The 24,528-nt window shown below is 56.9% G+C and carries 24 protein-coding genes; 20 read left to right on the forward strand and 4 right to left on the reverse strand.

Translation table 11 applies throughout. The features are described from left to right. Nucleotides 1–2: 2 nt before the first annotated feature. Both gmhB and KW846_RS00525 read left to right on the forward strand, forming a co-directional pair. Complete coding sequence (gene gmhB / locus KW846_RS00520) at nt 3–536, forward strand: D-glycero-beta-D-manno-heptose 1,7-bisphosphate 7-phosphatase (RefSeq protein ID WP_007985079.1); 534 nt, start codon at nt 3–5, stop codon at nt 534–536. A gap of 82 nt (nt 537–618) precedes the next feature. Further along, nucleotides 619–1,398, forward strand: coding sequence for a 1-acyl-sn-glycerol-3-phosphate acyltransferase (locus tag KW846_RS00525; RefSeq protein WP_104450370.1), 780 nt, complete (start codon nt 619–621; stop codon nt 1,396–1,398). Nucleotides 1,399–1,736: 338 nt separating this feature from the next. Here the strand turns inward: KW846_RS00525 and gyrB are convergent, their stop codons facing one another. The 4 genes from gyrB to dnaA are packed head-to-tail and all read right to left on the reverse strand — an operon-like array spanning nt 1,737 to nt 7,947. Further along, entirely contained in the window at nt 1,737–4,154 is a 2,418-nt protein-coding gene (gene gyrB / locus KW846_RS00530) for a DNA topoisomerase (ATP-hydrolyzing) subunit B (protein WP_007969881.1), read from the reverse strand. A 5-nt stretch (nt 4,155–4,159) separates the two neighbouring features. Beyond that, nucleotides 4,160–5,263: a DNA replication/repair protein RecF gene (gene recF / locus KW846_RS00535; protein WP_007969883.1), complete on the reverse strand. Its 1,104-nt coding sequence runs from the start codon at nt 5,261–5,263 to the stop codon at nt 4,160–4,162. A 20-nt stretch (nt 5,264–5,283) separates the two neighbouring features. Then, a complete protein-coding gene (dnaN, locus tag KW846_RS00540; RefSeq protein ID WP_007969885.1) occupies nt 5,284–6,387 on the reverse strand; it encodes a DNA polymerase III subunit beta in 1,104 nt (367 codons plus the stop codon). Nucleotides 6,388–6,426: 39 nt separating this feature from the next. Further along, nucleotides 6,427–7,947 (reverse strand): chromosomal replication initiator protein DnaA, encoded by a 1,521-nt coding sequence (gene dnaA / locus KW846_RS00545; protein WP_218480946.1) that lies wholly within the window; start codon nt 7,945–7,947, stop codon nt 6,427–6,429. Nucleotides 7,948–8,513: 566 nt separating this feature from the next. Between dnaA and rpmH the strand changes: the two genes are divergently transcribed. The 18 genes from rpmH to KW846_RS00635 all read left to right on the forward strand — a co-directional run bounded on the left by rpmH (nt 8,514) and on the right by KW846_RS00635 (nt 24,487). Continuing rightward, a complete protein-coding gene (gene rpmH / locus KW846_RS00550; RefSeq protein WP_003213577.1) occupies nt 8,514–8,648 on the forward strand; it encodes a 50S ribosomal protein L34 in 135 nt (44 codons plus the stop codon). 16 nt (nt 8,649–8,664) lie between these two features. Further along, nucleotides 8,665–9,066, forward strand: a complete 402-nt coding sequence (gene rnpA / locus KW846_RS00555) for a ribonuclease P protein component (protein ID WP_015097448.1) — start codon at nt 8,665–8,667, stop codon at nt 9,064–9,066. Next, on the forward strand, nt 9,059–9,304 hold the full coding sequence (gene yidD, locus KW846_RS00560; RefSeq protein ID WP_010207715.1) for a membrane protein insertion efficiency factor YidD: 246 nt from the start codon (nt 9,059–9,061) through the stop codon (nt 9,302–9,304). The genes rnpA and yidD overlap by 8 nt, the downstream gene beginning before the upstream one ends. A 2-nt stretch (nt 9,305–9,306) precedes the next feature. After that, nucleotides 9,307–10,986, forward strand: coding sequence for a membrane protein insertase YidC (yidC, locus tag KW846_RS00565; RefSeq protein ID WP_007969890.1), 1,680 nt, complete (start codon nt 9,307–9,309; stop codon nt 10,984–10,986). Nucleotides 10,987–11,065: 79 nt separating this feature from the next. Continuing rightward, on the forward strand, nt 11,066–12,436 hold the full coding sequence (gene mnmE / locus KW846_RS00570; RefSeq protein ID WP_218480947.1) for a tRNA uridine-5-carboxymethylaminomethyl(34) synthesis GTPase MnmE: 1,371 nt from the start codon (nt 11,066–11,068) through the stop codon (nt 12,434–12,436). 549 nt (nt 12,437–12,985) lie between these two features. Then, nucleotides 12,986–14,884, forward strand: coding sequence for a tRNA uridine-5-carboxymethylaminomethyl(34) synthesis enzyme MnmG (gene mnmG / locus KW846_RS00575; RefSeq protein WP_218480948.1), 1,899 nt, complete (start codon nt 12,986–12,988; stop codon nt 14,882–14,884). Further along, a complete protein-coding gene (gene rsmG, locus KW846_RS00580) occupies nt 14,881–15,525 on the forward strand; it encodes a 16S rRNA (guanine(527)-N(7))-methyltransferase RsmG (RefSeq protein ID WP_218480949.1) in 645 nt (214 codons plus the stop codon). The genes mnmG and rsmG overlap by 4 nt, the downstream gene beginning before the upstream one ends. A gap of 18 nt (nt 15,526–15,543) precedes the next feature. Continuing rightward, entirely contained in the window at nt 15,544–16,341 is a 798-nt protein-coding gene (locus KW846_RS00585; protein ID WP_007969897.1) for a ParA family protein, read from the forward strand. A gap of 9 nt (nt 16,342–16,350) precedes the next feature. Further along, the gene (locus KW846_RS00590) at nt 16,351–17,223 is read left to right on the forward strand and encodes a ParB/RepB/Spo0J family partition protein (protein ID WP_102700984.1); all 873 of its coding nucleotides are present in this window, start codon (nt 16,351–16,353) and stop codon (nt 17,221–17,223) included. Nucleotides 17,224–17,371: 148 nt separating this feature from the next. Next, nucleotides 17,372–17,779: a F0F1 ATP synthase subunit I gene (locus KW846_RS00595; protein ID WP_218472994.1), complete on the forward strand. Its 408-nt coding sequence runs from the start codon at nt 17,372–17,374 to the stop codon at nt 17,777–17,779. Nucleotides 17,780–17,795: 16 nt separating this feature from the next. Continuing rightward, entirely contained in the window at nt 17,796–18,665 is an 870-nt protein-coding gene (gene atpB / locus KW846_RS00600; protein WP_104450363.1) for a F0F1 ATP synthase subunit A, read from the forward strand. 134 nt (nt 18,666–18,799) lie between these two features. Beyond that, nucleotides 18,800–19,057, forward strand: coding sequence for a F0F1 ATP synthase subunit C (atpE, locus tag KW846_RS00605; protein WP_003097235.1), 258 nt, complete (start codon nt 18,800–18,802; stop codon nt 19,055–19,057). Between the two features lie 58 nt (nt 19,058–19,115). Next, nucleotides 19,116–19,586: a F0F1 ATP synthase subunit B gene (locus tag KW846_RS00610; RefSeq protein ID WP_007969903.1), complete on the forward strand. Its 471-nt coding sequence runs from the start codon at nt 19,116–19,118 to the stop codon at nt 19,584–19,586. Nucleotides 19,587–19,598: 12 nt separating this feature from the next. Continuing rightward, nucleotides 19,599–20,135, forward strand: a complete 537-nt coding sequence (locus KW846_RS00615; RefSeq protein WP_007985049.1) for a F0F1 ATP synthase subunit delta — start codon at nt 19,599–19,601, stop codon at nt 20,133–20,135. A gap of 21 nt (nt 20,136–20,156) precedes the next feature. Next, a complete protein-coding gene (gene atpA, locus KW846_RS00620) occupies nt 20,157–21,701 on the forward strand; it encodes a F0F1 ATP synthase subunit alpha (RefSeq protein WP_007969905.1) in 1,545 nt (514 codons plus the stop codon). A gap of 50 nt (nt 21,702–21,751) precedes the next feature. Beyond that, a complete protein-coding gene (gene atpG, locus KW846_RS00625; RefSeq protein ID WP_007934344.1) occupies nt 21,752–22,612 on the forward strand; it encodes a F0F1 ATP synthase subunit gamma in 861 nt (286 codons plus the stop codon). Between the two features lie 27 nt (nt 22,613–22,639). Continuing rightward, nucleotides 22,640–24,016 carry a F0F1 ATP synthase subunit beta gene (gene atpD / locus KW846_RS00630; protein WP_007969907.1) on the forward strand — a complete coding sequence of 459 codons (1,377 nt, stop codon included), beginning with the start codon at nt 22,640–22,642 and terminating at the stop codon, nt 24,014–24,016. 45 nt (nt 24,017–24,061) lie between these two features. Continuing rightward, nucleotides 24,062–24,487: a F0F1 ATP synthase subunit epsilon gene (locus KW846_RS00635; RefSeq protein ID WP_007969909.1), complete on the forward strand. Its 426-nt coding sequence runs from the start codon at nt 24,062–24,064 to the stop codon at nt 24,485–24,487. The last annotated feature ends 41 nt before the right edge of the window (nt 24,488–24,528 follow it).

Consider the following 24,528-nt stretch of genomic DNA (forward strand, 5'->3'; position numbering starts at 1 on the left):
GTTTGAAACTGCTGATTCTCGATCGGGACGGAGTGATCAATTACGACTCCGACGCTTACATCAAGTCGGTGGAGGAGTGGATCCCACTCCCCGGTTCGATCGAAGCCATCGCGCAGTTGAGCAAGGCCGGCTGGACGGTAGCCGTCGCTACCAACCAGTCGGGCATCGCTCGCGGCTACTACGACCTCGCCACCCTGGATGCCATGCACGAGCGCTTGCGCGCGCTGGTGGCGGAGCAGGGTGGTGAAGTCGGCCTGATCGTCTACTGCCCCCACGGGCCGGACGAAGGCTGCGATTGCCGCAAGCCGAAACCCGGGATGTTGAAAAACATCGCCGCACATTACAACGTGTCGCTGACTAATCTATGGTTCGTCGGCGATAGCCTTGGTGACCTGGAAGCCGCTAAAGCCGTCGATTCACAGCCAGTTTTGGTAAAGACCGGAAAAGGCGAAAAAACCTTGGGCAAGACCTTACCGGCAGGCACCTTGATTTTTGACGATCTGGCGGCGATTGCCGCAGAACTTATCCACAATTAGAGCGTTTTCGAGACTCCTGACCAGGGAGTGATCGGAAGTGCGCTTTATATAGACGGGCAAAGCCCGCACGGTAACCGTCACCATGTCGATACTGCAGGCCATCAGAACCTTCCTCTTTTACCTGCTGCTGGGCACCAGCTCCTTGCTGTGGTGCAGCCTGAGTTTTTTTATCGCGCCGTTTCTGCCGTTCAAGGCACGTTATCGCTTCATCAACGTGTACTGGTGCCGCTGCGCCTTGTGGCTGAGCAAAGTGTTTCTGGGTATCCGCTACGAAGTGAAGGGTGCCGAGAACGTTCCTGAACGGCCTTGCGTCATTCAGTCGAACCACCAGAGCACCTGGGAGACGTTCTTTCTCTCTGCCTACTTCTCGCCGCTGAGCCAGGTGCTCAAACGTGAATTGCTCTATGTGCCGTTCTTCGGTTGGGCCATGGCCATGCTGCGACCGATCGCCATCGATCGCGACAACCCGAAAGCCGCACTCAAGCATGTGGCGCAGAAGGGCGATGAGTTGCTCAAGGACAATGTCTGGGTGCTGATCTTCCCCGAAGGCACGCGCGTTCCTTACGGCACCATCGGAAAGTTCTCGCGCGGTGGCAGCGCATTGGCGGTCAACGCCGAATTGCCCGTGCTGCCGATTGCGCACAACGCCGGCAAGTTCTGGCCGAAAACCGGTTGGGCGAAGAAGCAGGGCGTCATCACTGTGATCATTGGCACACCGATGTATGCCGAAGGCACCGGACCGCGAGCCATTGCTGAATTAAACGACCGGGTCCAGGCCTGGAACGAGCAGATGCAACGGGAAATGGGCTCACTGCCACCGGCTCCGCAAGCGCCGGTTTCAAACGATCAGGTGACTGTCTGAGATTCTGTGGATAACCTGTGTACCGTTTCCTTTAAAACCGTTGTTATTTGCACGTAACTTTATGATTCTTTTACATATTTCTTAGAATGATAAATCCCATAAAAACGTGCATAAGTTTTTTTCGGACGTAAAAAAAACCGGCTGATATAGCCGGTTTTTTTATGCCCGTAATGTGGATGTTTCAGGCGGTGTACAAAGCGAGTCGAGAGTGAAACAGGTGGGGAAAAATCAAAAGATCGCAGCCTGTAGGAGCTGCCGAAGGCTGCGATCTTTTGACCTCAACAAATAAAAAGGCCAACGCATGAGCGTTGGCCTTTTGTATGGCGGGGCGACCGGGATCAGAAGTCCAGGTTGGACACCGCCAGGGCGTTGCTCTCGATGAAGTCACGACGAGGTTCGACCGCATCACCCATCAGGGTGTTGAAGATCTGGTCCGCGCCAATGGCGTCTTCGATGGTCACTTTGAGCATGCGGCGCGAGCCCGGGTCCATGGTGGTTTCCCACAGCTGATCCGGGTTCATCTCGCCCAGTCCTTTGTATCGCTGGATGGTGTGGCGCTTGGTGCTTTCGGCCATCAACCACTCAAGGGCTTCCTTGAACTCAGTGACCTGCTTCTTGCGCTCGCCACGCTGGATGTACGCGCCGTCGTCCAACAAGGTGCTCAGTTGAGCACCCAGGGAAACCACGGTCTTGTAGTCGTTGCTGCCGAAGAAGTCACGGTTGAAGGTGACGTAGTTGGACAGGCCGTGGGAGATCAGTTCGACCTCTGGCAGCCAGACGTTACGCTCACGGTCTTCACGCAGGCTGGCCTTGTAGACCAGACCCGACTTCTCCACGGTGCGCAGACGCACTTCGTACTGGGCCAGCCAATCCTGCATCGCTGCGTGATCGGACAGTTGATCCATGCTGACCGCCGGCAGGTAGATGAAGTGCTCGGTCAGTTCCTGTGGGTACAGGCGCGACAGACGCTTGAGGGTCTTCATGACCAGACGGAAGTCGTTCACCAGACGCTCAAGGGCTTCGCCGGAGATACCCGGTGCTTCCTCGTTCAGGTGCAGGCTCGCATCTTCCAGGGCCGACTGCGTCATGTACTCTTCCATGGCGTCGTCGTCTTTGATGTATTGCTCTTGCTTGCCTTTTTTCACTTTGTACAGCGGCGGCTGGGCGATGTAGATATAGCCACGCTCGATCAACTCCGGCAACTGACGGAAGAAGAAGGTCAGCAGCAAGGTACGGATGTGCGAACCGTCGACGTCAGCATCGGTCATGATGATGATGTTGTGATAGCGCAGCTTATCGATGTTGTACTCTTCGCGACCGATGCCGCAGCCGAGCGCGGTGATCAAGGTGCCTACTTCCTGGGAAGAGATCATCTTGTCGAAGCGTGCCTTCTCGACGTTCAGGATCTTACCCTTGAGGGGCAGAATCGCCTGGGTCCTGCGGTTACGTCCCTGCTTGGCAGAGCCGCCCGCGGAGTCACCTTCCACGAGGTACAGTTCGGACAGGGCAGGGTCCTTTTCCTGGCAGTCCGCCAGTTTGCCCGGCAGGCCGGCGATGTCCAGTGCGCCTTTGCGGCGGGTCATCTCACGGGCCTTGCGCGCCGCCTCACGGGCACGGGCCGCGTCGATCATCTTGCCGACGACCAGCTTGGCTTCGTTCGGGTTTTCCAGCAGGAAGTCGGAGAAGTACTTGCCCATTTCCTGTTCGACCGCGGTCTTCACTTCGGAAGACACCAGCTTGTCTTTGGTCTGGGAGCTGAACTTCGGATCCGGTACCTTTACCGAAATGATCGCGGTCAGGCCTTCACGGGCATCGTCACCGGTAGTGGCGACCTTGTGCTTCTTCGCCAGGCCTTCTGCTTCGATGTAGGTGTTCAGGTTACGCGTCAGTGCGGAACGGAAACCCACCAGGTGAGTACCGCCGTCGCGCTGTGGAATGTTGTTGGTGAAGCACAACAGGTTCTCGTTGAAGCTGTCGTTCCACTGCAGGGCGATTTCCACGCCGATGCCGTCTTCACGCTGGATGTTGAAGTGGAACACCTGGTTGACCGGAGTCTTGTTGGTGTTCAGGTATTCAACGAACGCACGCAGGCCGCCTTCGTATTTGAACAGCTCTTCCTTGCCGCTGCGCTCGTCCTTGAGGACGATGCCGACACCGGAGTTGAGGAAGGACAGTTCACGAATCCGCTTGGCCAGGATGTCCCAGCTGAAGTGGATGTTCTTGAAGGTTTCGCTGGAAGCCTTGAAGTGGATCTGCGTACCGGTTGTTTCGGAATCGCCAACGATTTTCATTGGTTCTTGCGGAACACCGTGGACGTAAGTCTGTTCCCAGATCTTGCCACTACGGCGAACGGTCAGGACCAGCTCTTCCGACAGGGCGTTAACGACCGACACACCCACACCGTGCAGACCGCCGGAAACCTTGTAGGAGTTGTCGTCGAATTTACCGCCGGCGTGCAGCACGGTCATGATGACCTCGGCTGCCGAAACGCCTTCTTCTTTGTGTACGTCTACCGGGATACCACGGCCGTTGTCGCGAACGGTGATGGACTCATCCGGGTGGATGATGATGCTGATGTCGTCGCAGTAGCCGGCGAGCGCTTCGTCGATCGAGTTATCGACCACCTCGAACACCATGTGGTGCAGACCGCTGCCATCGTCGGTATCACCAATGTACATACCGGGACGTTTGCGTACGGCATCCAGGCCTTTCAGCACTTTAATGCTCGTTGAGTCGTACGTATTTTCTTCGCTCAATGCCTTCACTCCCGATGGTCGTGGGTCTGGGTGATACGGCCCTGTTCCACGTGGAACAGAGCGACTGGCGTTTCCGTCTGCCAGCCTTCCCTCAATAATTCGTGATCTACACAGGTGATAAATACCTGGCAGCGTAAGTCTTCCAACAAGCGGCAAAGCGCGCGACGGTGGTGCTCGTCCAGCTCGGACGGCAAGTCATCCACCAGATAAATACACTGACCGCGTCGAGCCTGGCTGACCAGGTGCCCTTGGGCAATCCGCAATGCGCAAACCACCAACTTCTGCTGGCCACGGGACAAGATGTCCGCAGCGTTGTGTGCGCCCAGCCTGAGACGCAAATCAGCACGTTGTGGTCCGGCCTGGGTATGCCCCATTTGCTGGTCCCGCTGCAAAGACCCGGCGAGCACAGCACTCAGTTCACGGTCCTTGTCCCAGCCGCGGTAATAGCTGAGCGTCAAGCCTTCAAGCTCAACCAGTTCGCTCAAGGTTTGTTCAAAGACTGGTTTCAAGGCTTTGATATAAGCGCGGCGGTATTCATCAATTTCAGCGCTGGCCTGGCACAGTTCCCTGTCCCAAACCGCTTGCGAAACGGCGTCAAGTGTACCATGCCGCAGCCAAGAGTTTCTCTGGCGCAGGGCCTTCTGCAAGCGCTGCCAGGTAGACATGAAACGCGGTTCCACGTGGAACACGCCCCAGTCGAGAAACTGCCGGCGAATCTTCGGCGCACCTTCCAGCAATCGAAAACTGTCCGGGTTGATCAGTTGCAGCGGCAATATCTCTGCCAGTTGCGCGGCGCTGCGGGCGTTCTGCCCATCGATACGGATCTGGAATTCGCCTTGGCGATCCCGCGAAATGCCCAAGGCGCTGTGCCCACCCTCGGCCAGTTCAACCTGGCCAAAGACCGTGCACGCCAGTTGCTCATATTGAATGACCGGCAACAGTCGGGTGCTGCGAAACGAACGGGCAAGCCCCAGCAGATGGATGGCTTCCAGAACACTGGTTTTGCCGCTGCCGTTGGCGCCGTAAAGGATATTGATTCGGGGGGAGGGGGAGAAGGTCACCGGGTGCAGATTGCGCACCGCGGTGACCGAGACGCGACTTAAGGACATCTAGCTTCTGCTGGGCATGATTACAGACGCATCGGCATGACAACGTAGGCCGAGTCATCATTATCCGATTCCTGCACCAGCGCACTGCTGTTGGAGTCGGACAGGATCAGACGAACCTGCTCTGTGGTCATCACGCCCAGCACGTCGAGCAGGTAGCTCACGTTGAAGCCGATTTCCAGAGAGCCACCGTTGTATTCGACGCCCACTTCTTCTTCCGCTTCTTCCTGCTCCGGGTTGTTCGCCTGGATCTTCAGCTGACCACTGGCCAGTTGCAGACGGATACCACGGTACTTCTCGTTGGACAGGATCGCGGTACGGCTGAACGCTTCGCGCAACGCCTGGCGATCGCCCAGTACCAGCTTGTCGCCGCCTTTTGGCAGAACGCGTTCGTAGTCCGGGAATTTGCCGTCGACCAGTTTCGAGGTGAAGGTGAATTCACCGGTGGTGGCGCGGATGTGGTGCTGACCCAGAACGATGCTGACATTGCCATCCGGCTCGGTGAGCAGGCGTGCCAGTTCAAGGATACCTTTGCGCGGTACGATGACCTGGTGACGATCCGGTTGGCCGATATCGGCCTGCATCGAGCACATGGCCAGGCGGTGACCGTCGGTGGCCACGGCGCGGATCACACCAGCGGAAACTTCCAGCAGCATGCCGTTGAGGTAGTAACGCACGTCCTGCTGGGCCATGGCGAAGCTGGTGCGCTCAATCAGACGGCGCAGTTTGCTTTGCTCAAGGCTGCAGGTCAGCGAGCCCGGGCCTTCTTCCACGGTAGGGAAGTCGTTGGCCGGCAAGGTCGACAGGGTGAAGCGGCTACGGCCGGCCTTGACCACAAGCTTCTGCTCATCGACCTTGATGTCGATCAGCGCATCGTTTGGCAGGCTCTTGCAGATGTCCATCAGCTTGCGCGCAGGCACGGTGATGGAACCCGGATCCGCCGGCTCTTCGAGTTGAACACGACCAACCAGCTCGACTTCCAGGTCGGTACCGGTCAGCGACAATTGCTGGCCTTCGACAACCAGCAGCACGTTGGAGAGCACCGGCAAGGTCTGGCGGCGTTCGACGACGCCTGCGACCAGTTGCAGGGGTTTCAACAGGGCTTCGCGTTGAATGGTGAAATGCATGGTCTAGTCCCTTGCCTTAATTAGCTGCGCTGGTGTTCATCAAGTGGTCAGTGTACGCAGCAGGTTCTTGTAGTCCTCGCGGATGTCCGCGTCGGATTCCTTAAGTTCGTTGATCTTGCGGCAGGCGTGCAAAACAGTCGTATGGTCGCGGCCGCCAAACACGTCGCCGATTTCCGGCAGGCTGTGGTTAGTCAACTCTTTGGACAAGGCCATTGCAACCTGACGCGGACGTGCGACCGAGCGAGAACGACGCTTGGACAGCAAGTCGGATATCTTGATCTTGTAGTACTCGGCGACGGTGCGCTGAATGTTATCCACAGAGACCAGTTTATCCTGCAACGCCAACAAGTCCTTCAGGGATTCGCGAATCAGCTCGATGGTGATATCGCGACCCATGAAGTGCGAGTGGGCGATCACGCGTTTGAGTGCGCCTTCCAGCTCACGGACGTTGGAGCGAATACGCTGGGCAATGAAGAACGCGGCGTCATGCGGCAGCTCGACCTTGGCCTGATCGGCCTTCTTCATCAGGATCGCCACGCGAGTTTCCAGCTCCGGTGGCTCGACCGCTACGGTCAGGCCCCAGCCAAAGCGGGATTTGAGGCGTTCTTCAAGGCCTTCGATTTCTTTCGGATAGCGGTCACTGGTGAGAATGACCTGCTGGCCACCTTCGAGCAGGGCGTTGAAGGTGTGGAAAAACTCTTCCTGGGAACGCTCTTTACGGGCGAAGAACTGAATGTCATCGATCAGCAACGCATCCACCGAACGGTAGAAACGTTTGAACTCGTTGATCGCGTTCAGTTGCAGGGCCTTGACCATGTCCGCCACGAATCGCTCGGAATGCAGGTACACCACCTTGGCATTCGGGTTCTTCTTTAATAGATGGTTACCCACAGCGTGCATCAAGTGGGTTTTACCCAGGCCGACGCCACCATAAAGGAAGAGCGGGTTGTAACCGTGCTTCGGATTGTCAGCCACCTGCCAGGCGGCGGCGCGCGCCAACTGGTTGGATTTACCTTCAACGAAGTTCTCGAAGGTAAAAGTGCGGTTCAGGTAACTGGTGTGCTTGAGCGCACCTTCGACCTGCACGGTACGTTGCTCGGCGCGAACCGGGGCCTGTTGCGAACTGGCGCCGGCCATCGGATCGAAGCTGTCACGGGAAGGTTCTTCCTCAGTGACCTCGGCGACTTTTTGCGTGGCGCGCTTGGTCGAAGCCGCAGCAGGTGCTGGCGGCGGGGTGGCAAGTGTTTGAGCAGCCTGGGCCTGGGAAGCCGCGGCTGCCAGGGGAGCATTTGGCGCGGCACGCGGTGCCGAACTGCGTTTGCTGCCTATTAATAAGGAAAGCGCAGGCGCCATGCCATTGCCGTGCTCATCGAGCAATTCGAGAACACGTCCCAGGTACTTTTCGTTGACCCAGTCCAGAACAAAACGATTGGGTGCATAGACACGCAACTCGTCGCCTTCGGCTTCGACCTGTAGTGGACGGATCCAAGTGTTGAATTGTTGGGCAGGCAGCTCATCGCGCAGAAGCTCCACGCACTGCTGCCAAAGTTCCACTGACACGGATATCCCCTAAGTTGAAAGCCGGTGAGGCAAAAACAAGCGGCCATTGTAGCGACCAGACGCCGACTTATCCACACGAAGGTGGTTCATCGACCAAGAAGAATCGCCGTTTCATACGCAAAAAAGACGACCAGTGGTCTGTGCATAAGCTCTGTGGATAACCGGGGTTAAGGTCATTGCACAAGTGGGGGCGAAACTCGGTGGATAACCGGCCTGTGGATAAGCCGGCATTCCACACACAGGTTATCCGACAGCGCAGCACAGGCTGAACACGGTTTTCCACTGTAGTTGTCATTCTCTGTACAGCAGGTAAAACAAGGTCTGAAGCCACTTATCCACAGAAGGGCGTGGGCCTAGCTTTTATAAGCTTTACAGAAAAGCTTTAAATACTTTCCTTTCTTATTTTTATATTTACCGGCGGTTCGATCAGCGCAAAACGCCTGGAGATCTATTTATAAGGAAACGCTGGTTGGAAATTGACCTGAAGGCTTGCTTTCTCTAGAATCCCCGGTCTCTTAAAACGGGGGCCATTCCGGCCCGTTGTGGACGAACCAGGTAACACGACAATGAAACGTACTTTCCAACCAAGCACTATCAAACGCGCTCGTACCCACGGTTTCCGTGCTCGCATGGCTACCAAGAACGGTCGTGCCGTTCTGTCGCGTCGTCGCGCCAAAGGTCGTGCGCGTCTGGCAGTTTGATAAGCCGGCACTGGAGGTGAGTCAGGACTTCAGTCGGGAAAAGCGTCTGCTTACTCCCCGGCATTTCAAGGCAGTCTTTGACTCCCCTACCGGCAAGGTTCCGGGGAAAAATCTCCTGCTCCTTGCGCGCAACAACGATCTTGATCACCCCCGTCTCGGGTTGGTTATCGGGAAAAAGAGCGTAAAGCTCTCCGTCGAGCGCAATCGCCTCAAACGTCTGATGCGCGAATCGTTTCGCCTGAACCAGGATTCACTGGTCGGTTGGGACATTGTTATCGTCGCGCGCAAAGGTTTGGGTGACGTAGAAAACCCCGAATTGATTCAGCATTTCGGCAAACTCTGGAAACGCCTGGCTCGCAGTTCGCCGGTACCAGCAGTCAAAACCGAAACTGTAGGGGTAGACAGTCCAGATGCGTAAACTGGCACTCGTTCCGATCCAGTTTTATCGCTATGCCATTAGTCCCCTGATGGCCAGTCACTGTCGTTTCTACCCCAGTTGTTCCTGCTACGCGTTAGAAGCCATCGAAAATCATGGCCTTCTTCGCGGTGGCTGGCTGACCTTTCGTCGTTTAGGTCGCTGTCATCCGTGGAATCCCGGTGGTTATGACCCGGTTCCACCTATCCCTACCTCCCGTTCTTCTTCGATGGCCGAGTAATCATGGATATCAAACGCACGATCCTGATCGTCGCCCTGGCAATCGTGTCCTACGTAATGGTTCTTAAATGGAACCAGGACTATGGCCAGGCTGCCCTGCCGACTCAGAATGTTGCCACCAATACGACTGCATCGGGCCTGCCGGATACGGCATCTGGCTCCAACGCTTCCGCCAGTGACGACATTCCACGTGCTGCTAGCGACACCAGCGCACCTGCCGAAACACCGGTGGCTGTGAGCAAGGACCTCATCCAGATCAAAACGGATGTACTGGACCTGGCTGTCGACCCACAAGGTGGTGATGTTGCCCTGCTGACCCTGCCGCTGTATCCGCGTCGTCAGGATCACCCGGAAATTCCGTTCCAGCTGTTCGATAACGGCGGCGAACGTACTTATCTGGCACAAAGCGGTCTGATCGGCACCAACGGTCCGGATGCAAATCCGGCCGGTCGTCCGGTTTATTCCTCGGAGAAGAAGGTTTATCAACTGGCTGACGGTCAGGACCAATTGGTCGTAGACCTGAAGTTCAGCAAGGACGGCGTCAATTACATCAAACGTTTCACCCTGAAACGCGGCCTGTATGACGTAACCGTTTCCTACCTGATCGACAACCAGAGCGCCCAGCCCTGGACCGGTGCGATGTTCGCCCAGTTGAAGCGTGACGCCAGCGCCGATCCTTCGTCGACCACGGCAACCGGCACCGCGACTTACCTGGGCGCCGCCCTGTGGACAAGTTCGGAGCCGTACAAGAAAGTGTCCATGAAGGACATGGACAAGGCGCCGCTGAAAGAAACCGTCACTGGCGGTTGGGTTGCCTGGTTGCAGCATTACTTCGTGACCGCATGGATTCCGGCCAAGGGCGAAAACAACGTCGTCCAGACCCGTAAAGACAGCAAAGGCAACTACATCATCGGCTACACCGGCCCATCGATGAGTGTTGCCCCGGGCGCCAAAGCCGAAACCAGCGCTGTTCTGTACGCCGGCCCGAAAAGCCAGGCCGTGCTGAAAGAGTTGTCCCCAGGCCTGGAACTGACTGTCGACTACGGCATTCTGTGGTTCATCGCCCAACCGATCTTCTGGTTGCTGCAACACATCCACGCCATTGTGGGTAACTGGGGCTGGTCGATCATCTTCCTGACCATGCTGATCAAAGGGATCTTCTTCCCGTTGTCGGCTGCCAGCTACAAATCCATGGCGCGCATGCGTGCAGTGGCACCGAAACTGGCCGCGCTGAAAGAGCAACATGGCGATGACCGGCAGAAAATGTCGCAAGCCATGATGGAGCTGTACAAGAAAGAGAAGATCAATCCGCTGGGTGGTTGCTTGCCAATCCTCGTGCAGATGCCGGTTTTCCTCTCGCTGTACTGGGTTCTGCTGGAAAGCGTTGAAATGCGCCAGGCGCCGTTCATGCTGTGGATTACTGACCTGTCGATCAAGGATCCGTTCTTCATTCTGCCGATCATCATGGGTGCAACCATGTTCATCCAGCAGCAGTTGAACCCGACGCCTCCGGATCCGATGCAGGCCAAGGTAATGAAGCTGATGCCAATCATCTTCACCTTCTTCTTCCTGTGGTTCCCGGCGGGTCTGGTGCTGTACTGGGTAGTGAACAACTGCCTGTCGATCGCCCAACAGTGGTACATCACTCGTAAGATCGAAGCGGCTACCAAAGCAGCTGCCTGATTTACACTGTGGATAACCACTCAAGACGCCCCCTAGTGGGGCGTTTTGCTATCTGTCACTTTTGTCTGGATACCGGTTTATGAGCCTTCCTCGTGAAACCATCGCCGCCGTCGCCACCGCTCAAGGTCGTGGCGGTGTAGGCATCGTGCGTATTTCCGGGCCGTTGGCCAGCGTTGCGGCCAAGGCTTTCAGTGGTCGCGAGCTCAAGCCGCGATTTGCCCACTACGGCCCGTTTTTCAGTGAACACGATGAGGTACTGGACCAGGGCATCGCATTGTATTTTCCGGGGCCAAACTCGTTTACCGGCGAGGACGTGCTGGAACTCCAGGGACATGGTGGCCCGATCGTTCTGGATATGTTGCTCAAGCGCTGCCTGGAACTGGGTTGCCGGCTTGCCCGGCCGGGGGAATTCAGTGAGCGTGCGTTCCTCAACGACAAGCTTGACCTGGCCCAGGCCGAGGCAATTGCCGACCTGATTGAAGCCAGTTCTGCCCAGGCTGCGCGAAATGCACTGCGCTCCCTGCAGGGTGCTTTCTCGTCACGTGTGCATAACCTCACCGAGCAACTGATCGGCCTGCGCATCTATGTCGAGGCGGCCATCGATTTTCCGGAAGAGGAAATCGACTTCCTCGCCGATGGCCATGTCCTGAGCATGCTCGACAAAGTCCGCGACGAGTTATCCACTGTCATGCGTGAAGCCGGGCAGGGTGCCTTGCTGCGAGACGGCATGACCGTGGTCATTGCCGGTCGTCCGAATGCCGGTAAATCCAGCCTGCTCAACGCACTGGCCGGGCGCGAAGCGGCGATCGTGACTGAAATTGCCGGCACCACCCGTGACGTACTGCGTGAACATATCCACATTGATGGCATGCCGCTGCATGTGGTGGATACCGCCGGTCTGCGCGATACCGATGACCATGTGGAAAAAATCGGTGTCGAACGTGCCCTGAAAGCCATCGGTGAAGCGGATCGGGTATTACTGGTGGTCGATGCCACCGCACCGGAAGCCCTCGATCCGTTCGCACTGTGGCCGGAATTTCTCGAAACCCGTCCAGATCCCGCGAAAGTTACCCTGATCCGCAATAAGGCCGACCTTACGGGCGAAGCCATTGCCCTGGAGATCAGCGACGACGGCCACGTCACTATCAGCCTGAGCGCCAAGTCCGGAGGTGTCGGTCTGGAGCTACTGCGTGATCACCTCAAGGCCTGCATGGGCTACGAGCAAACGTCCGAAAGCAGCTTCAGTGCCCGCCGGCGCCACCTGGAGGCGATACGTCATGCCAGTACTGCCCTCGAGCATGGTCGTGCCCAGTTGACCCTGGCTGGCGCTGGCGAATTGTTGGCCGAAGATCTGCGCCAGGCTCAGCAGTCGCTGGGAGAAATCACCGGTGCTTTCAGCTCTGACGACCTGTTGGGGCGAATTTTCTCCAGCTTCTGTATCGGCAAGTAGCCCTCCTGTTGTTCACAGACAGGCCGTTCGTGCCTGTCTGCTCTCTCTTTTTCTGAATAAACCTTCCAGTGCCGAGCGGACTTTGTCTGCTTGAGCGGAATTCTCGTGCCTGAATTTCGGGAAATCGACACTTTTCTGTGGATTAAGCCCTGTGAATAACCGCCGCTAAGGTCAGTTGATAACAGGGCCTGAAAACTGAACATAACCGCCTCTGTGGATAACCACCCCTTTCATCCACAGGCTTACACCGGTTATCCAAGGGACTCATTGGCACATGATCACAGGGTTTTGAATCGCTGTACATACTGAAAATAAAGGCTTCTAGAGATCTATCCACAGAAAGGCATGTGCATAGAAATAAACATAAAAACAAAGATTTAATAAATTTCTCTCTTTTTAATTTCTATAACTCCGACTTTTCCACAGCTGGTTAAATTTTGTGCAAAGGGTTCTTTAGGAAGGGCGAAGTCCCTATACTTGTCGACCAGGTCCAAAAACCTGAGCTCAAACTATTCCTGAATACCTACTTAAGCAGGCACGAGGTGCGTGGTGGATTTCCCTTCCCGTTTTGAAGTGATCGTCATCGGCGGCGGTCATGCCGGTACCGAGGCAGCACTGGCCTCAGCACGTATGGGGGTGAAAACCCTGTTGCTGACGCATAACGTGGAAACCCTCGGTGCCATGAGTTGCAACCCGGCCATTGGCGGGATCGGCAAAAGCCACCTGGTCAAGGAAATCGACGCCCTCGGCGGCGCGATGGCCATGGCTACCGATAAAGGCGGCATCCAGTTTCGTGTGTTGAACAGCCGCAAAGGCCCGGCCGTGCGTGCAACCCGTGCACAGGCCGACCGGATTCTGTACAAGGCCGCTGTCCGCGAAATCCTGGAAAACCAGCCGAACCTGTGGATATTTCAACAAGCCGCCGATGACCTGATCGTCGAGCAGGAACAAGTGCGCGGCGTAGTGACCCAGATGGGCCTGCGTTTCCTCGCCGACTCGGTGGTTTTGACCACAGGCACCTTCCTCGGCGGACTTATCCACATTGGTTTGCAGAATTTCTCCGGCGGCCGTGCCGGTGATCCACCGTCGATTGCCCTGGCTCACCGTCTGCGTGAATTGCCTTTGCGGGTCGGTCGCCTGAAGACCGGTACACCGCCGCGTATCGACGCCCGTTCCGTGGATTTCTCGGTGATGACCGAGCAGGCCGGCGATACGCCGATCCCGGTGATGTCGTTCATGGGTTCCAAAGAACAGCATCCACGGCAGATCAGTTGCTGGATTACCCACACCAACGCCCGTACCCACGAAATCATTGCGGCCAACCTCGACCGTTCGCCGATGTATTCCGATGCAGGCGAGATCGAAGGCATCGGCCCGCGTTACTGCCCGTCGATCGAAGACAAGATTCACCGCTTTGCCGACAAGGAAAGCCACCAGGTCTTCATCGAACCGGAAGGTTTGACCACGAACGAGCTGTACCCGAACGGGATATCCACATCCTTGCCGTTCGATGTGCAATTGCAGATCGTGCAATCGATCCGCGGCATGGAAAACGCACACATCGTGCGCCCGGGCTACGCCATCGAGTACGACTACTTCGATCCGCGCGACTTGAAGTACAGCCTGGAAACCAAAGTGATCGGCGGTCTGTTCTTCGCCGGGCAAATCAACGGCACCACCGGTTATGAAGAAGCCGGCGCCCAGGGTTTGCTCGCCGGAACCAACGCGGCACTGCGCGCGCAGGGCAAAGAGGCCTGGTGCCCGCGACGCGACGAGGCCTATATCGGCGTGTTGGTCGATGACCTGATTACCCTCGGCACCCAAGAGCCGTACAGGATGTTCACCTCCCGCGCCGAATACCGTTTGATCCTGCGCGAAGACAACGCCGACCTGCGCCTGACCGAAAAAGGTCGCGAACTGGGCCTAGTGGATGACGCGCGTTGGGCGGCTTTCTGCAAAAAACGCGAAAGCATCGAACTAGAAGAGCAACGCCTGAAAAGCACCTGGGTTCGCCCGGGCACCGAACAGGGCGATGCGATTGCCGAAAAATTCGGCACGCCTTTGACCCACGAATACAACCTGCTGAATCTCTTGAGCCGTCCGGAAATCGACTACGCTGGTCTGATCTCAGTGACCGGTGGCGGTGCAGAAGATCCACAAGTCGCCGAACAGGTCGAAATCAAGACCAAGTACGCCGGCTACATCGATCGTCAACAGGATGAAATCGCCCGCCTGCGCGCCAGCGAAGACACCAAATTGCCTGTGGATATCGATTACACGAATATTTCCGGTCTCTCCAAAGAGATCCAGAGCAAGCTCGGTGCGACCCGCCCTGAAACCTTGGGCCAGGCTTCGCGTATCCCGGGCGTAACGCCGGCAGCCATTTCGCTGTTGATGATTCATTTGAAAAAACGCGGCGCGGGCCGTCAGTTGGAGCAAAGCGCTTGAGTTCGTTGGTCACTTCGCAACATGCAGAAGAGTTATCCACAGGTGCCCGCCAGCTTGGCGTCACGCTGACAGAAACCCAGCACGCGCAACTGCTGGGTTATCTGGCCCTGTTGATCAAATGGAACAAGGCTTACAACCTCACCGCCGTGCGTGTTCCGGACGAAATGGTCTCCCGTCACCTGCTCGACAGTCTGAGCGTGATGTCATTCATCGAAAACGGACGCTGGCTCGACGTTGGCAGTGGCGGCGGCATGCCCGGCATTCCGCTGGCTATCCTGTTTCCCGAGTCCCAGGTGACGTGCCTGGACAGCAACGGCAAGAAAACCCGCTTCCTGACCCAGGTCAAACTCGAACTCAAACTGGATAACCTGCAAATTATCCACAGTCGCGTCGAAGCGTTCCAGCCTGCCCAACCCTTCAACGGGATCATTTCCCGGGCGTTCAGCAGCATGGAAAACTTCAGCAACTGGACTCGCCACCTCGGCGATAGCGAAACACGCTGGCTGGCAATGAAGGGCGTTCATCCGGCCGATGAGCTGGTAGCATTGCCGGCAGACTTCCACCTCGATAGCGAACACGCCCTGGCCGTACCTGGTTGCCAAGGCCAACGCCATCTGCTGATACTGCGCCGCACGGCATGATTGGGAACACAAGCAAGAATGGCTAAGGTATTCGCGATAGCGAACCAAAAAGGTGGCGTGGGCAAAACCACCACCTGCATCAACCTCGCAGCATCCCTGGTCGCGACCAAGCGCCGGGTGCTGTTGATCGACCTCGATCCACAAGGCAACGCCACCATGGGTAGCGGTGTGGATAAACATGGCCTGGAAAACTCGGTCTACGACCTGTTGATCGGCGAGTGCGACCTGGCCCAGGCCATGCACTTCTCCGAACACGGTGGTTACCAGCTGTTGCCGGCCAACCGCGACCTGACCGCGGCCGAAGTGGTGCTGCTGGAAATGCAGATGAAGGAAAGCCGTCTGCGCAGTGCGCTGGCGCCGATCCGGGAAAACTACGATTACATCCTGATCGACTGCCCGCCATCGCTGTCGATGCTGACCTTGAATGCACTGGTTGCCGCCGATGGGGTCATTATCCCCATGCAGTGCGAGTACTTCGCGCTCGAAGGCTTGAGCGACCTTGTGGATAACATCAAGCGTATCGCTGAACTGCTCAATCCGAACCTCAAGGTCGAAGGCCTGCTGCGGACGATGTACGACCCGCGCCTGAGCCTGATGAACGATGTCTCGGCCCAGCTCAAGGAACACTTCGGCGAACAGCTCTACGACACCGTCATTCCACGCAACATCCGTCTGGCCGAAGCGCCAAGCTACGGCATGCCGGCGCTGGCGTACGACAAAGCGTCGCGAGGTGCCGTTGCCTATCTGGCATTGGCGGGCGAAATGGTTCGTCGTCAACGCAAAAACTCACGCATCGCCGCCGCTCAGGCAACTTAAGGAATCCCCATGGCCGTCAAGAAACGAGGTCTCGGACGTGGACTGGATGCTCTGTTGAGTGGTCCGACTGTCAGCTCGCTGGAAGAACAAGCGGCGCAAGCCGATCAGCGTGAGCTGCAGCACCTTCCCCTGGATCTGCTCCAGCGCGGCAAATACCAGCCGCGTCGTGACATGGACCCGCAGGCGCTGGAAGAGTTGGCGCAGTCGATCAGGGCCCAGGGCGTCATGCAGCCCATCGTGGTTCGCCCGATCGGTAGCGGTCGTTTTGAAATCATTGCTGGCGAACGTCGCTGGCGTGCCAGCCAGCAGGCCGGGCAGGAAACCATCCCGGCGATGGTTCGCGATGTACCCGATGAAACCGCGATCGCCATCGCCCTGATCGAGAACATCCAGCGTGAAGACCTGAACCCGATTGAAGAGGCGGTGGCCCTGCAGCGTTTGCAGCAGGAGTTCCAGCTGACCCAGCAACAGGTTGCCGAAGCCGTGGGCAAGTCCCGGGTGACCGTGGCTAACCTGTTGCGCCTGATTTCCTTGCCGGAAGTCATCAAGACCATGCTGTCCCACGGCGACCTGGAAATGGGTCATGCCCGTGCTTTGCTCGGTTTGCCGGAAAATCAACAGGTTGAAGGGGCGCGACATGTTGTCGCACGCGGGCTGACCGTGCGCCAGACTGAGGCACTGGTTCGCCAGTGGTTGAGTGGCAAACCGGAGCCTGTGGAACCTGCAAAACCGGACCCGGATATTGCCCGCCTCGAACAGCGCCTGGCCGAGCGCCTAGGCTCTGCGGTGCAGATCCGCCACGGTAAGAAGGGTAAAGGGCAGTTGGTGATTGGTTACAACTCTCTGGATGAGCTTCAAGGCGTACTTGCACATATTCGCTGAAACATTTCCTCATGTAGCGCGCAGTCGGAAATCACTACCTGACAGTTGAATAGGGGCAGAACCGCCCCTATACTCTGCGCGCATTTTGTCGGCACAAATTATGCCAAGTTATTGAATTCTGGCAGCCGACCATTGGAGAGCAAAAGTGATGGAAACCCGCACGCCAAACCGCTTGCCCTTCCATCGCCTGGCAGTTTTTCCGGTGTTAATGGCTCAATTTGTCGTTTTGCTCATTGCTGCTTTGGCGCTCTGGCAATGGCGGGGGGTCGTTGCCGGGTACTCGGGATTTTGCGGAGGCCTGATAGCCTTGCTGCCCAATGTTTATTTCGCTCACAGGGCATTTCGGTTTTCCGGCGCCCGAGCAGCCCAGTCCATCGTCCGGTCTTTTTATGCCGGCGAGGCAGGCAAACTGATTTTGACGGCAGTGCTGTTTGCACTGGTGTTTGCAGGTGTGAAGCCATTGGCGCCGATTGCAGTATTCGGTGTCTTCGTGCTGACTCAGTCAGTCAGCTGGTTCGCTCCCCTGCTGATGAGAACAAGACTTTCGAGACCTTAGGGCGTTTGAGGCAACCATGGCAGAAACAACCGCTTCGGGCTATATCCAGCACCACTTGCAGAACCTGACCTTCGGTCAGCTCCCTACCGGCGGCTGGGGCTTTGCCCACACCGCAGCAGAAGCCAAGGAAATGGGCTTCTGGGCTTTCCACGTCGATACGCTCGGCTGGTCGGTCGCATTGGGTCTGATCTTCGTTCTTCTTTTCCGCATGGCGGCAAAGAAGGCGACTTCCGGTCAGCCTGGTGCTTTGCAGAACTTCGTTGAAGTACTGGTCGAATTCGTCGATGGCAGCGTGAAAGACAGCTTCCATGGCCGTAGCCCGGTGATTGCACCGCTGGCACTGACCATCTTCGTCTGGGTGTTCCTGATGAACGCCGTCGACCTGGTACCGGTCGACTGGATTCCTCAACTGGCCATCCTGATCTCCGGCGACCACCACATACCGTTCCGTGCCGTGTCGACCACCGACCCGAACGCGACCTTGGGCATGGCGTTCTCGGTTTTCGCACTGATCATCTTCTACAGCATCAAGGTCAAGGGCCTCGGCGGCTTCATCGGCGAGCTGACCCTGCACCCGTTCGGCAGCAAGAACATCTTCGTTCAGGCCCTGCTGATCCCGGTGAACTTCCTGCTGGAATTCGTGACCCTGATCGCCAAGCCGATCTCCCTGGCTCTGCGTCTGTTCGGCAACATGTATGCCGGCGAACTGGTCTTCATCCTGATTGCTGTGATGTTCGGCAGCGGTCTGCTCTGGCTCAGCGGCCTGGGCGTCGTTCTGCAGTGGGCGTGGGCTGTGTTCCACATCCTGATCATCACCCTGCAGGCGTTCATCTTCATGATGTTGACCATCGTCTACCTGTCGATGGCGCACGAAGAAAACCATTAAGACCAGTCTCGACTAGTCTGATGTCCTTCCCGGTCAAACGGGAAGGGGCTCTTCACGGGGCCTCTGAAACGATTTGTTTTACCGCTTTAAATTAAAAAAACCTAAACCATACGACGTAAAAGTCGGGAGGAAAGATGGAAACTGTAGTTGGTCTAACCGCTATCGCTGTTGCACTGTTGATCGGCCTGGGCGCACTGGGTACCGCAATTGGTTTCGGCCTGCTGGGCGGCAAGTTCCTGGAAGGCGCAGCGCGTCAGCCAGAAATGGTTCCAATGCTGCAAGTTAAAATGTTCATCGTTGCCGGTCTGCTCGACGCCGTAACCATGATCGGTGTTGGTATCGCTCTGTTCTTCACCTTTGCGAACCCGTTCGTTGGTCAGATCGCTGGCTAATTACTCGGATCTTCCGGGTAATTTGGTGTGATGGACAACGTAACTGCGAGGTGTTGGCGTGAACATTAATGCGACCCTGATTGGCCAGTCCGTTGCGTTCCTGATTTTTGTACTGTTCTGCATGAAATTCGTATGGCCTCCGGTCATCACGGCTCTGCACGAACGTCAAAAGAAGATCGCTGATGGTCTGGACGCTGCCAGCCGAGCAGCTCGCGACCTGGAGTTGGCCCAAGAAAAAGCGGGTCAGCAACTGCGCGAAGCGAAAGCTCAGGCAGCTGAAATCATCGAGCAAGCCAAGAAACGCGGTACCCAGATTGTCGACGAAGCCCGTGAACAGGCTCGCGTCGAAGCTGACCGTGTGAAGGCTCAGGCTCAGGCCGAGATCGAACAGGAACTGAACAGCGTCAAAGACGCGCTGCGCGCCCAAGTGGGTAGCCTGGCCGTTGGCGGTGCTTCGAAGATCCTGGGCAAAGCAATCGATCAAAACGCGCACGCAGAGCTGGTTAACCAACTGGCTGCTGAAATCTAAGCGAGGGCGATCATGGCAGAACTGACCACGTTGGCCCGACCTTACGCTAAGGCGGCCTTCGAGCACGCTCAGGCCCACCAGCAACTGGCCAATTGGTCAGCCATGCTCGGCCTGGCAGCAGCGGTGTCGGAAGACGACACCATGCAGCGCGTGCTCAAGGCCCCGCGACTGACGAGCGCAGAAAAGGCCGCCACGTTCATTGACGTGTGCGGCGACAAGTTTGATGTAAAGGCACAGAACTTCATTCACGTCGTTGCCGAAAACGACCGTCTCCCGCTGTTGCCGGAGATCGCCGCTCTGTTCGACCTGTACAAGGCCGAGCAAGAGAAATCGGTAGACGTTGAAGTGACCAGTGCCTTCGCATTGAACCAAGAACAGCAAGACAAACTCGCCAAGGTTCTCAGTGCACGACTCAACCGGGAAGTGCGCCTGCAAGTCGAGGAAGATTCATCCCTTATTGGGGGTGTTGTCATCCGCGCCGGCGACCTGGTTATCGATGGCTCGATTCGCGGCAAAATCGCGAAACTTGCCGAAGCATTGAAATCTTGAGTTTGAAGGGGCAGCAGAGCAATGCAGCAACTCAATCCTTCCGAAATAAGTGAAATTATCAAGGGCCGCATCGACAAGCTCGATGTGACCTCCCAAGCCCGTAACGAAGGCACTGTCGTCAGCGTATCTGACGGCATCGTGCGGATTCACGGTCTGGCCGACGTAATGTACGGCGAGATGATCGAGTTTCCGGGCGGCGTCTTCGGCATGGCCCTCAACCTGGAGCAAGACTCTGTAGGTGCCGTTGTATTGGGCGCATACCAGACTCTGGCTGAAGGCATGAGCGCCAAGTGCACTGGCCGCATCCTGGAAGTTCCGGTTGGTAAGGAACTGCTGGGTCGCGTAGTCGACGCACTGGGTAACCCAGTTGACGGCAAAGGTCCGCTGAACAACACCGAGACCGACGCGGTCGAGAAAGTTGCTCCAGGCGTGATCTGGCGTAAGTCGGTAGACCAGCCTGTACAGACTGGCTACAAGGCTGTCGATGCCATGATCCCTGTCGGCCGTGGCCAGCGTGAGCTGATCATCGGTGACCGTCAGATCGGTAAAACCGCTCTGGCGATCGACGCGATCATCAACCAGAAAGACAGCGGCATTTTCTGCGTCTACGTAGCAATTGGTCAGAAACAATCGACCATCGCCAACGTTGTTCGCAAGCTGGAAGAAAACGGTGCACTGGCTAACACCATCATCGTTGCAGCGAGCGCTTCGGAATCTGCAGCACTGCAGTTCCTGGCTCCGTACTCCGGTTGCACCATGGGCGAATACTTCCGCGACCGCGGTGAAGACGCGCTGATCGTTTATGACGATCTGTCCAAGCAAGCAGTGGCTTACCGCCAGATTTCCCTGCTGCTGCGCCGTCCACCAGGCCGTGAAGCTTACCCAGGCGACGTGTTCTATCTCCACTCCCGTCTGCTGGAGCGCGCATCCCGCGTTTCGGAAGAGTACGTAGAGAAGTTCACCAACGGCGCAGTGACCGGCAAAACCGGTTCCCTGACCGCACTGCCGATCATCGAAACCCAGGCTGGCGACGTTTCCGCGTTCGTTCCGACCAACGTGATTTCCATCACCGACGGTCAGATCTTCCTGGAATCGGCCATGTTCAACTCGGGCATCCGCCCTGCAGTGAACGCCGGTGTTTCGGTATCCCGTGTGGGTGGTGCCGCTCAGACCAAGATCATCAAGAAGCTGTCCGGTGGTATCCGTACCGCTCTGGCTCAGTACCGTGAACTGGCGGCATTCGCCCAGTTCGCTTCTGACCTGGACGAAGCGACCCGTAAGCAACTTGAGCATGGTCAGCGCGTTACCGAGCTGATGAAGCAGAAGCAATACGCGCCAATGTCGATCGCCGACATGTCGCTGTCGCTGTATGCCGCTGAGCGTGGGTTCCTGACCGACGTTGAAATCGCCAAGATCGGTAGCTTCGAACAAGCGCTGATTGCTTACTTCAACCGCGATCACGCCGACTTGATGGCGAAGATCAACGTGAAGGGTGACTTCAATGACGAAATCGATGGCGGCCTGAAAGCCGGTATCGAGAAGTTCAAGGCCACCCAAACCTGGTAAGCCGCAGCGGGAGCCTAGCGGCTCCCGCTTGCTAACCTGATAGGTGTTACATGGCAGGCGCAAAAGAGATTCGCAGTAAGATTGCGAGCATCAAAAGCACGCAAAAGATTACCAGCGCCATGGAAAAAGTGGCGGTCAGCAAAATGCGCAAGGCACAAATGCGCATGGCTGCTAGCCGTCCTTATGCGGAGCGCATCCGCCAGGTTATTGGTCATCTGGCCAACGCTAACCCGGAATATCGCCACCCGTTCATGATCGACCGTGAAGTAAAGCGCGTCGGTTATGTCGTAGTGAGCAGTGACCGTGGTCTGTGTGGTGGCTTGAACACCAACCTGTTCAAGGCTTTGGTCAAGGACATGGCGGTAAACCGCGAAAACGGCGTCGAGATCGATCTGTGTGTAGTTGGTAGCAAGGGTGCGGCTTTCTTCCGCAACTTCGGCGGTAACGTCGTTGCAGCTATCAGCCACCTGGGTGAAGAGCCGTCGATCAATGATCTGATCGGCAGCGTCAAGGTGATGCTGGATGCCTACCTGGACGGCCGTATTGACCGCCTGTCCGTGGTGTCCAACAAGTTCATCAACACCATGACGCAACAGCCTACCGTGGAGCAGTTGATTCCACTGGTGGCAACCCCGGATCAAGAACTCAAGCACCACTGGGACTATCTCTACGAACCGGATGCCAAGGAGCTGCTCGACGGCTTGATGGTCCGTTACGTGGAGTCGCAGGTCTACCAGGCGGTGGTCGAGAACAACGCGGCTGAACAAGCTGCGCGGATGATCGCGATGAAGAACGCTACCGACAACGCCGGTGATTTGATCAGCGATTTGCAGCTGGTCTACAACAAGGCGCGTCAGGCTGCGATCACCCAAGAGATCTCGGAAATCGTCGGCGGCGCTGCCGCGGTTTAACGGTTCAAATATTCAGAGGATCCAGCTATGAGTAGCGGACGTATCGTTCAAATCATCGGCGCCGTTATCGACGTGGAATTCCCACGCGACAGCGTACCGAGCATCTACGACGCCTTGAAAGTTCAAGGCGCCGAAACCACTCTGGAAGTTCAGCAGCAGCTGGGCGACGGCGTGGTTCGTACCATTGCGATGGGCTCCACCGAAGGCTTGAAGCGCGGTCTGGACGTCAACAACACTGGCGCAGCCATCTCCGTACCGGTCGGTAAAGCGACCCTGGGCCGGATCATGGACGTACTGGGCAACCCGATCGACGAAGCTGGCCCGATCGGCGAAGAAGAGCGTTGGGGCATTCACCGTCCTGCGCCAACCTTCGCTGAACAAGCCGGTGGCAACGAGCTGCTGGAAACAGGCATCAAGGTTATCGACCTGGTTTGCCCGTTCGCCAAGGGTGGTAAAGTCGGTCTGTTCGGTGGTGCCGGTGTAGGCAAGACCGTAAACATGATGGAACTGATCCGTAACATCGCCATCGAGCACAGCGGTTATTCCGTGTTCGCCGGTGTGGGTGAGCGTACTCGTGAGGGTAACGACTTCTACCACGAGATGAAGGACTCCAACGTTCTGGACAAAGTGGCACTGGTTTACGGTCAGATGAACGAGCCGCCGGGAAACCGTCTGCGCGTAGCACTGACCGGCCTGACCATGGCCGAGAAGTTCCGTGACGAAGGTAACGACGTTCTGCTGTTCGTCGACAACATCTATCGTTACACCCTGGCCGGTACTGAAGTATCCGCACTGCTGGGCCGTATGCCTTCGGCAGTAGGTTACCAGCCGACCCTGGCTGAAGAGATGGGCGTGCTGCAAGAGCGCATCACTTCGACCAAGCAAGGTTCGATTACTTCGATCCAGGCGGTATACGTACCAGCGGACGACTTGACCGACCCGTCGCCAGCGACCACCTTCGCCCACTTGGACGCCACCGTCGTTCTGTCCCGTGACATCGCTTCCCTGGGTATCTACCCGGCGGTAGACCCACTGGACTCGACTTCGCGTCAGCTGGACCCGAACGTGATCGGCAACGACCACTACGAAACCGCTCGCGGTGTTCAGTACGTGCTGCAGCGTTACAAAGAACTGAAGGACATCATTGCGATCCTGGGTATGGACGAGTTGTCGGAAGCCGACAAGCAGTTGGTAAACCGTGCTCGTAAGATCCAGCGCTTCTTGTCGCAGCCGTTCTTCGTGGCTGAAGTCTTCACCGGTGCATCGGGTAAATACGTTTCCCTGAAAGACACCATTGCTGGCTTCAAAGGCATCCTCAACGGTGACTACGACCACCTGCCAGAACAAGCGTTCTACATGGTTGGCGGCATCGAAGAAGCGATCGAGAAAGCCAAGAAACTGTAATCCCGGCGCCCGGCAACGGGCGCTAATTTAGGTTGAGGCAATCAGATGGCTATGACAGTCCATTGCGATATCGTCAGCGCGGAAGGGGAAATCTTTTCCGGTCTGGTCGAGATGGTGATTGCGCACGGTGCACTGGGTGATCTTGGTATCGCCCTGGGTCACGCGCCGCTGATCACTAATCTGAAGCCAGGTCCGATCCGCCTGGTCAAGCAGGGCGGGGAAGAGGAGGTGTATTACATCTCCGGTGGTTTCCTCGAGGTTCAGCCGAACATGGTCAAGGTACTTGCCGACACCGTGCAACGTGCTGCCGATCTGGATGAAGCCTCCGCTCAGGAAGCCGTTAAGGCTGCCGAGAAGGCCTTGCATGAACGTGGCGCTGAATTCGATTACGGTTCTGCTGCCGCACGTCTGGCCGAGGCTGCAGCTCAGCTGCGCACCGTCCAGCAGATCCGCAAGAAGTTCGGCCACTAAGGTTGCGCTTGTTGTGCGATTGATTAAAAAGGGTAGCCTCG

It is taken from the genome of Pseudomonas sp. PDM32 (assembly GCF_019219225.1).
GTDB classification, from domain to species: Bacteria; Pseudomonadota; Gammaproteobacteria; order Pseudomonadales; family Pseudomonadaceae; genus Aquipseudomonas; species Aquipseudomonas laurylsulfatiphila.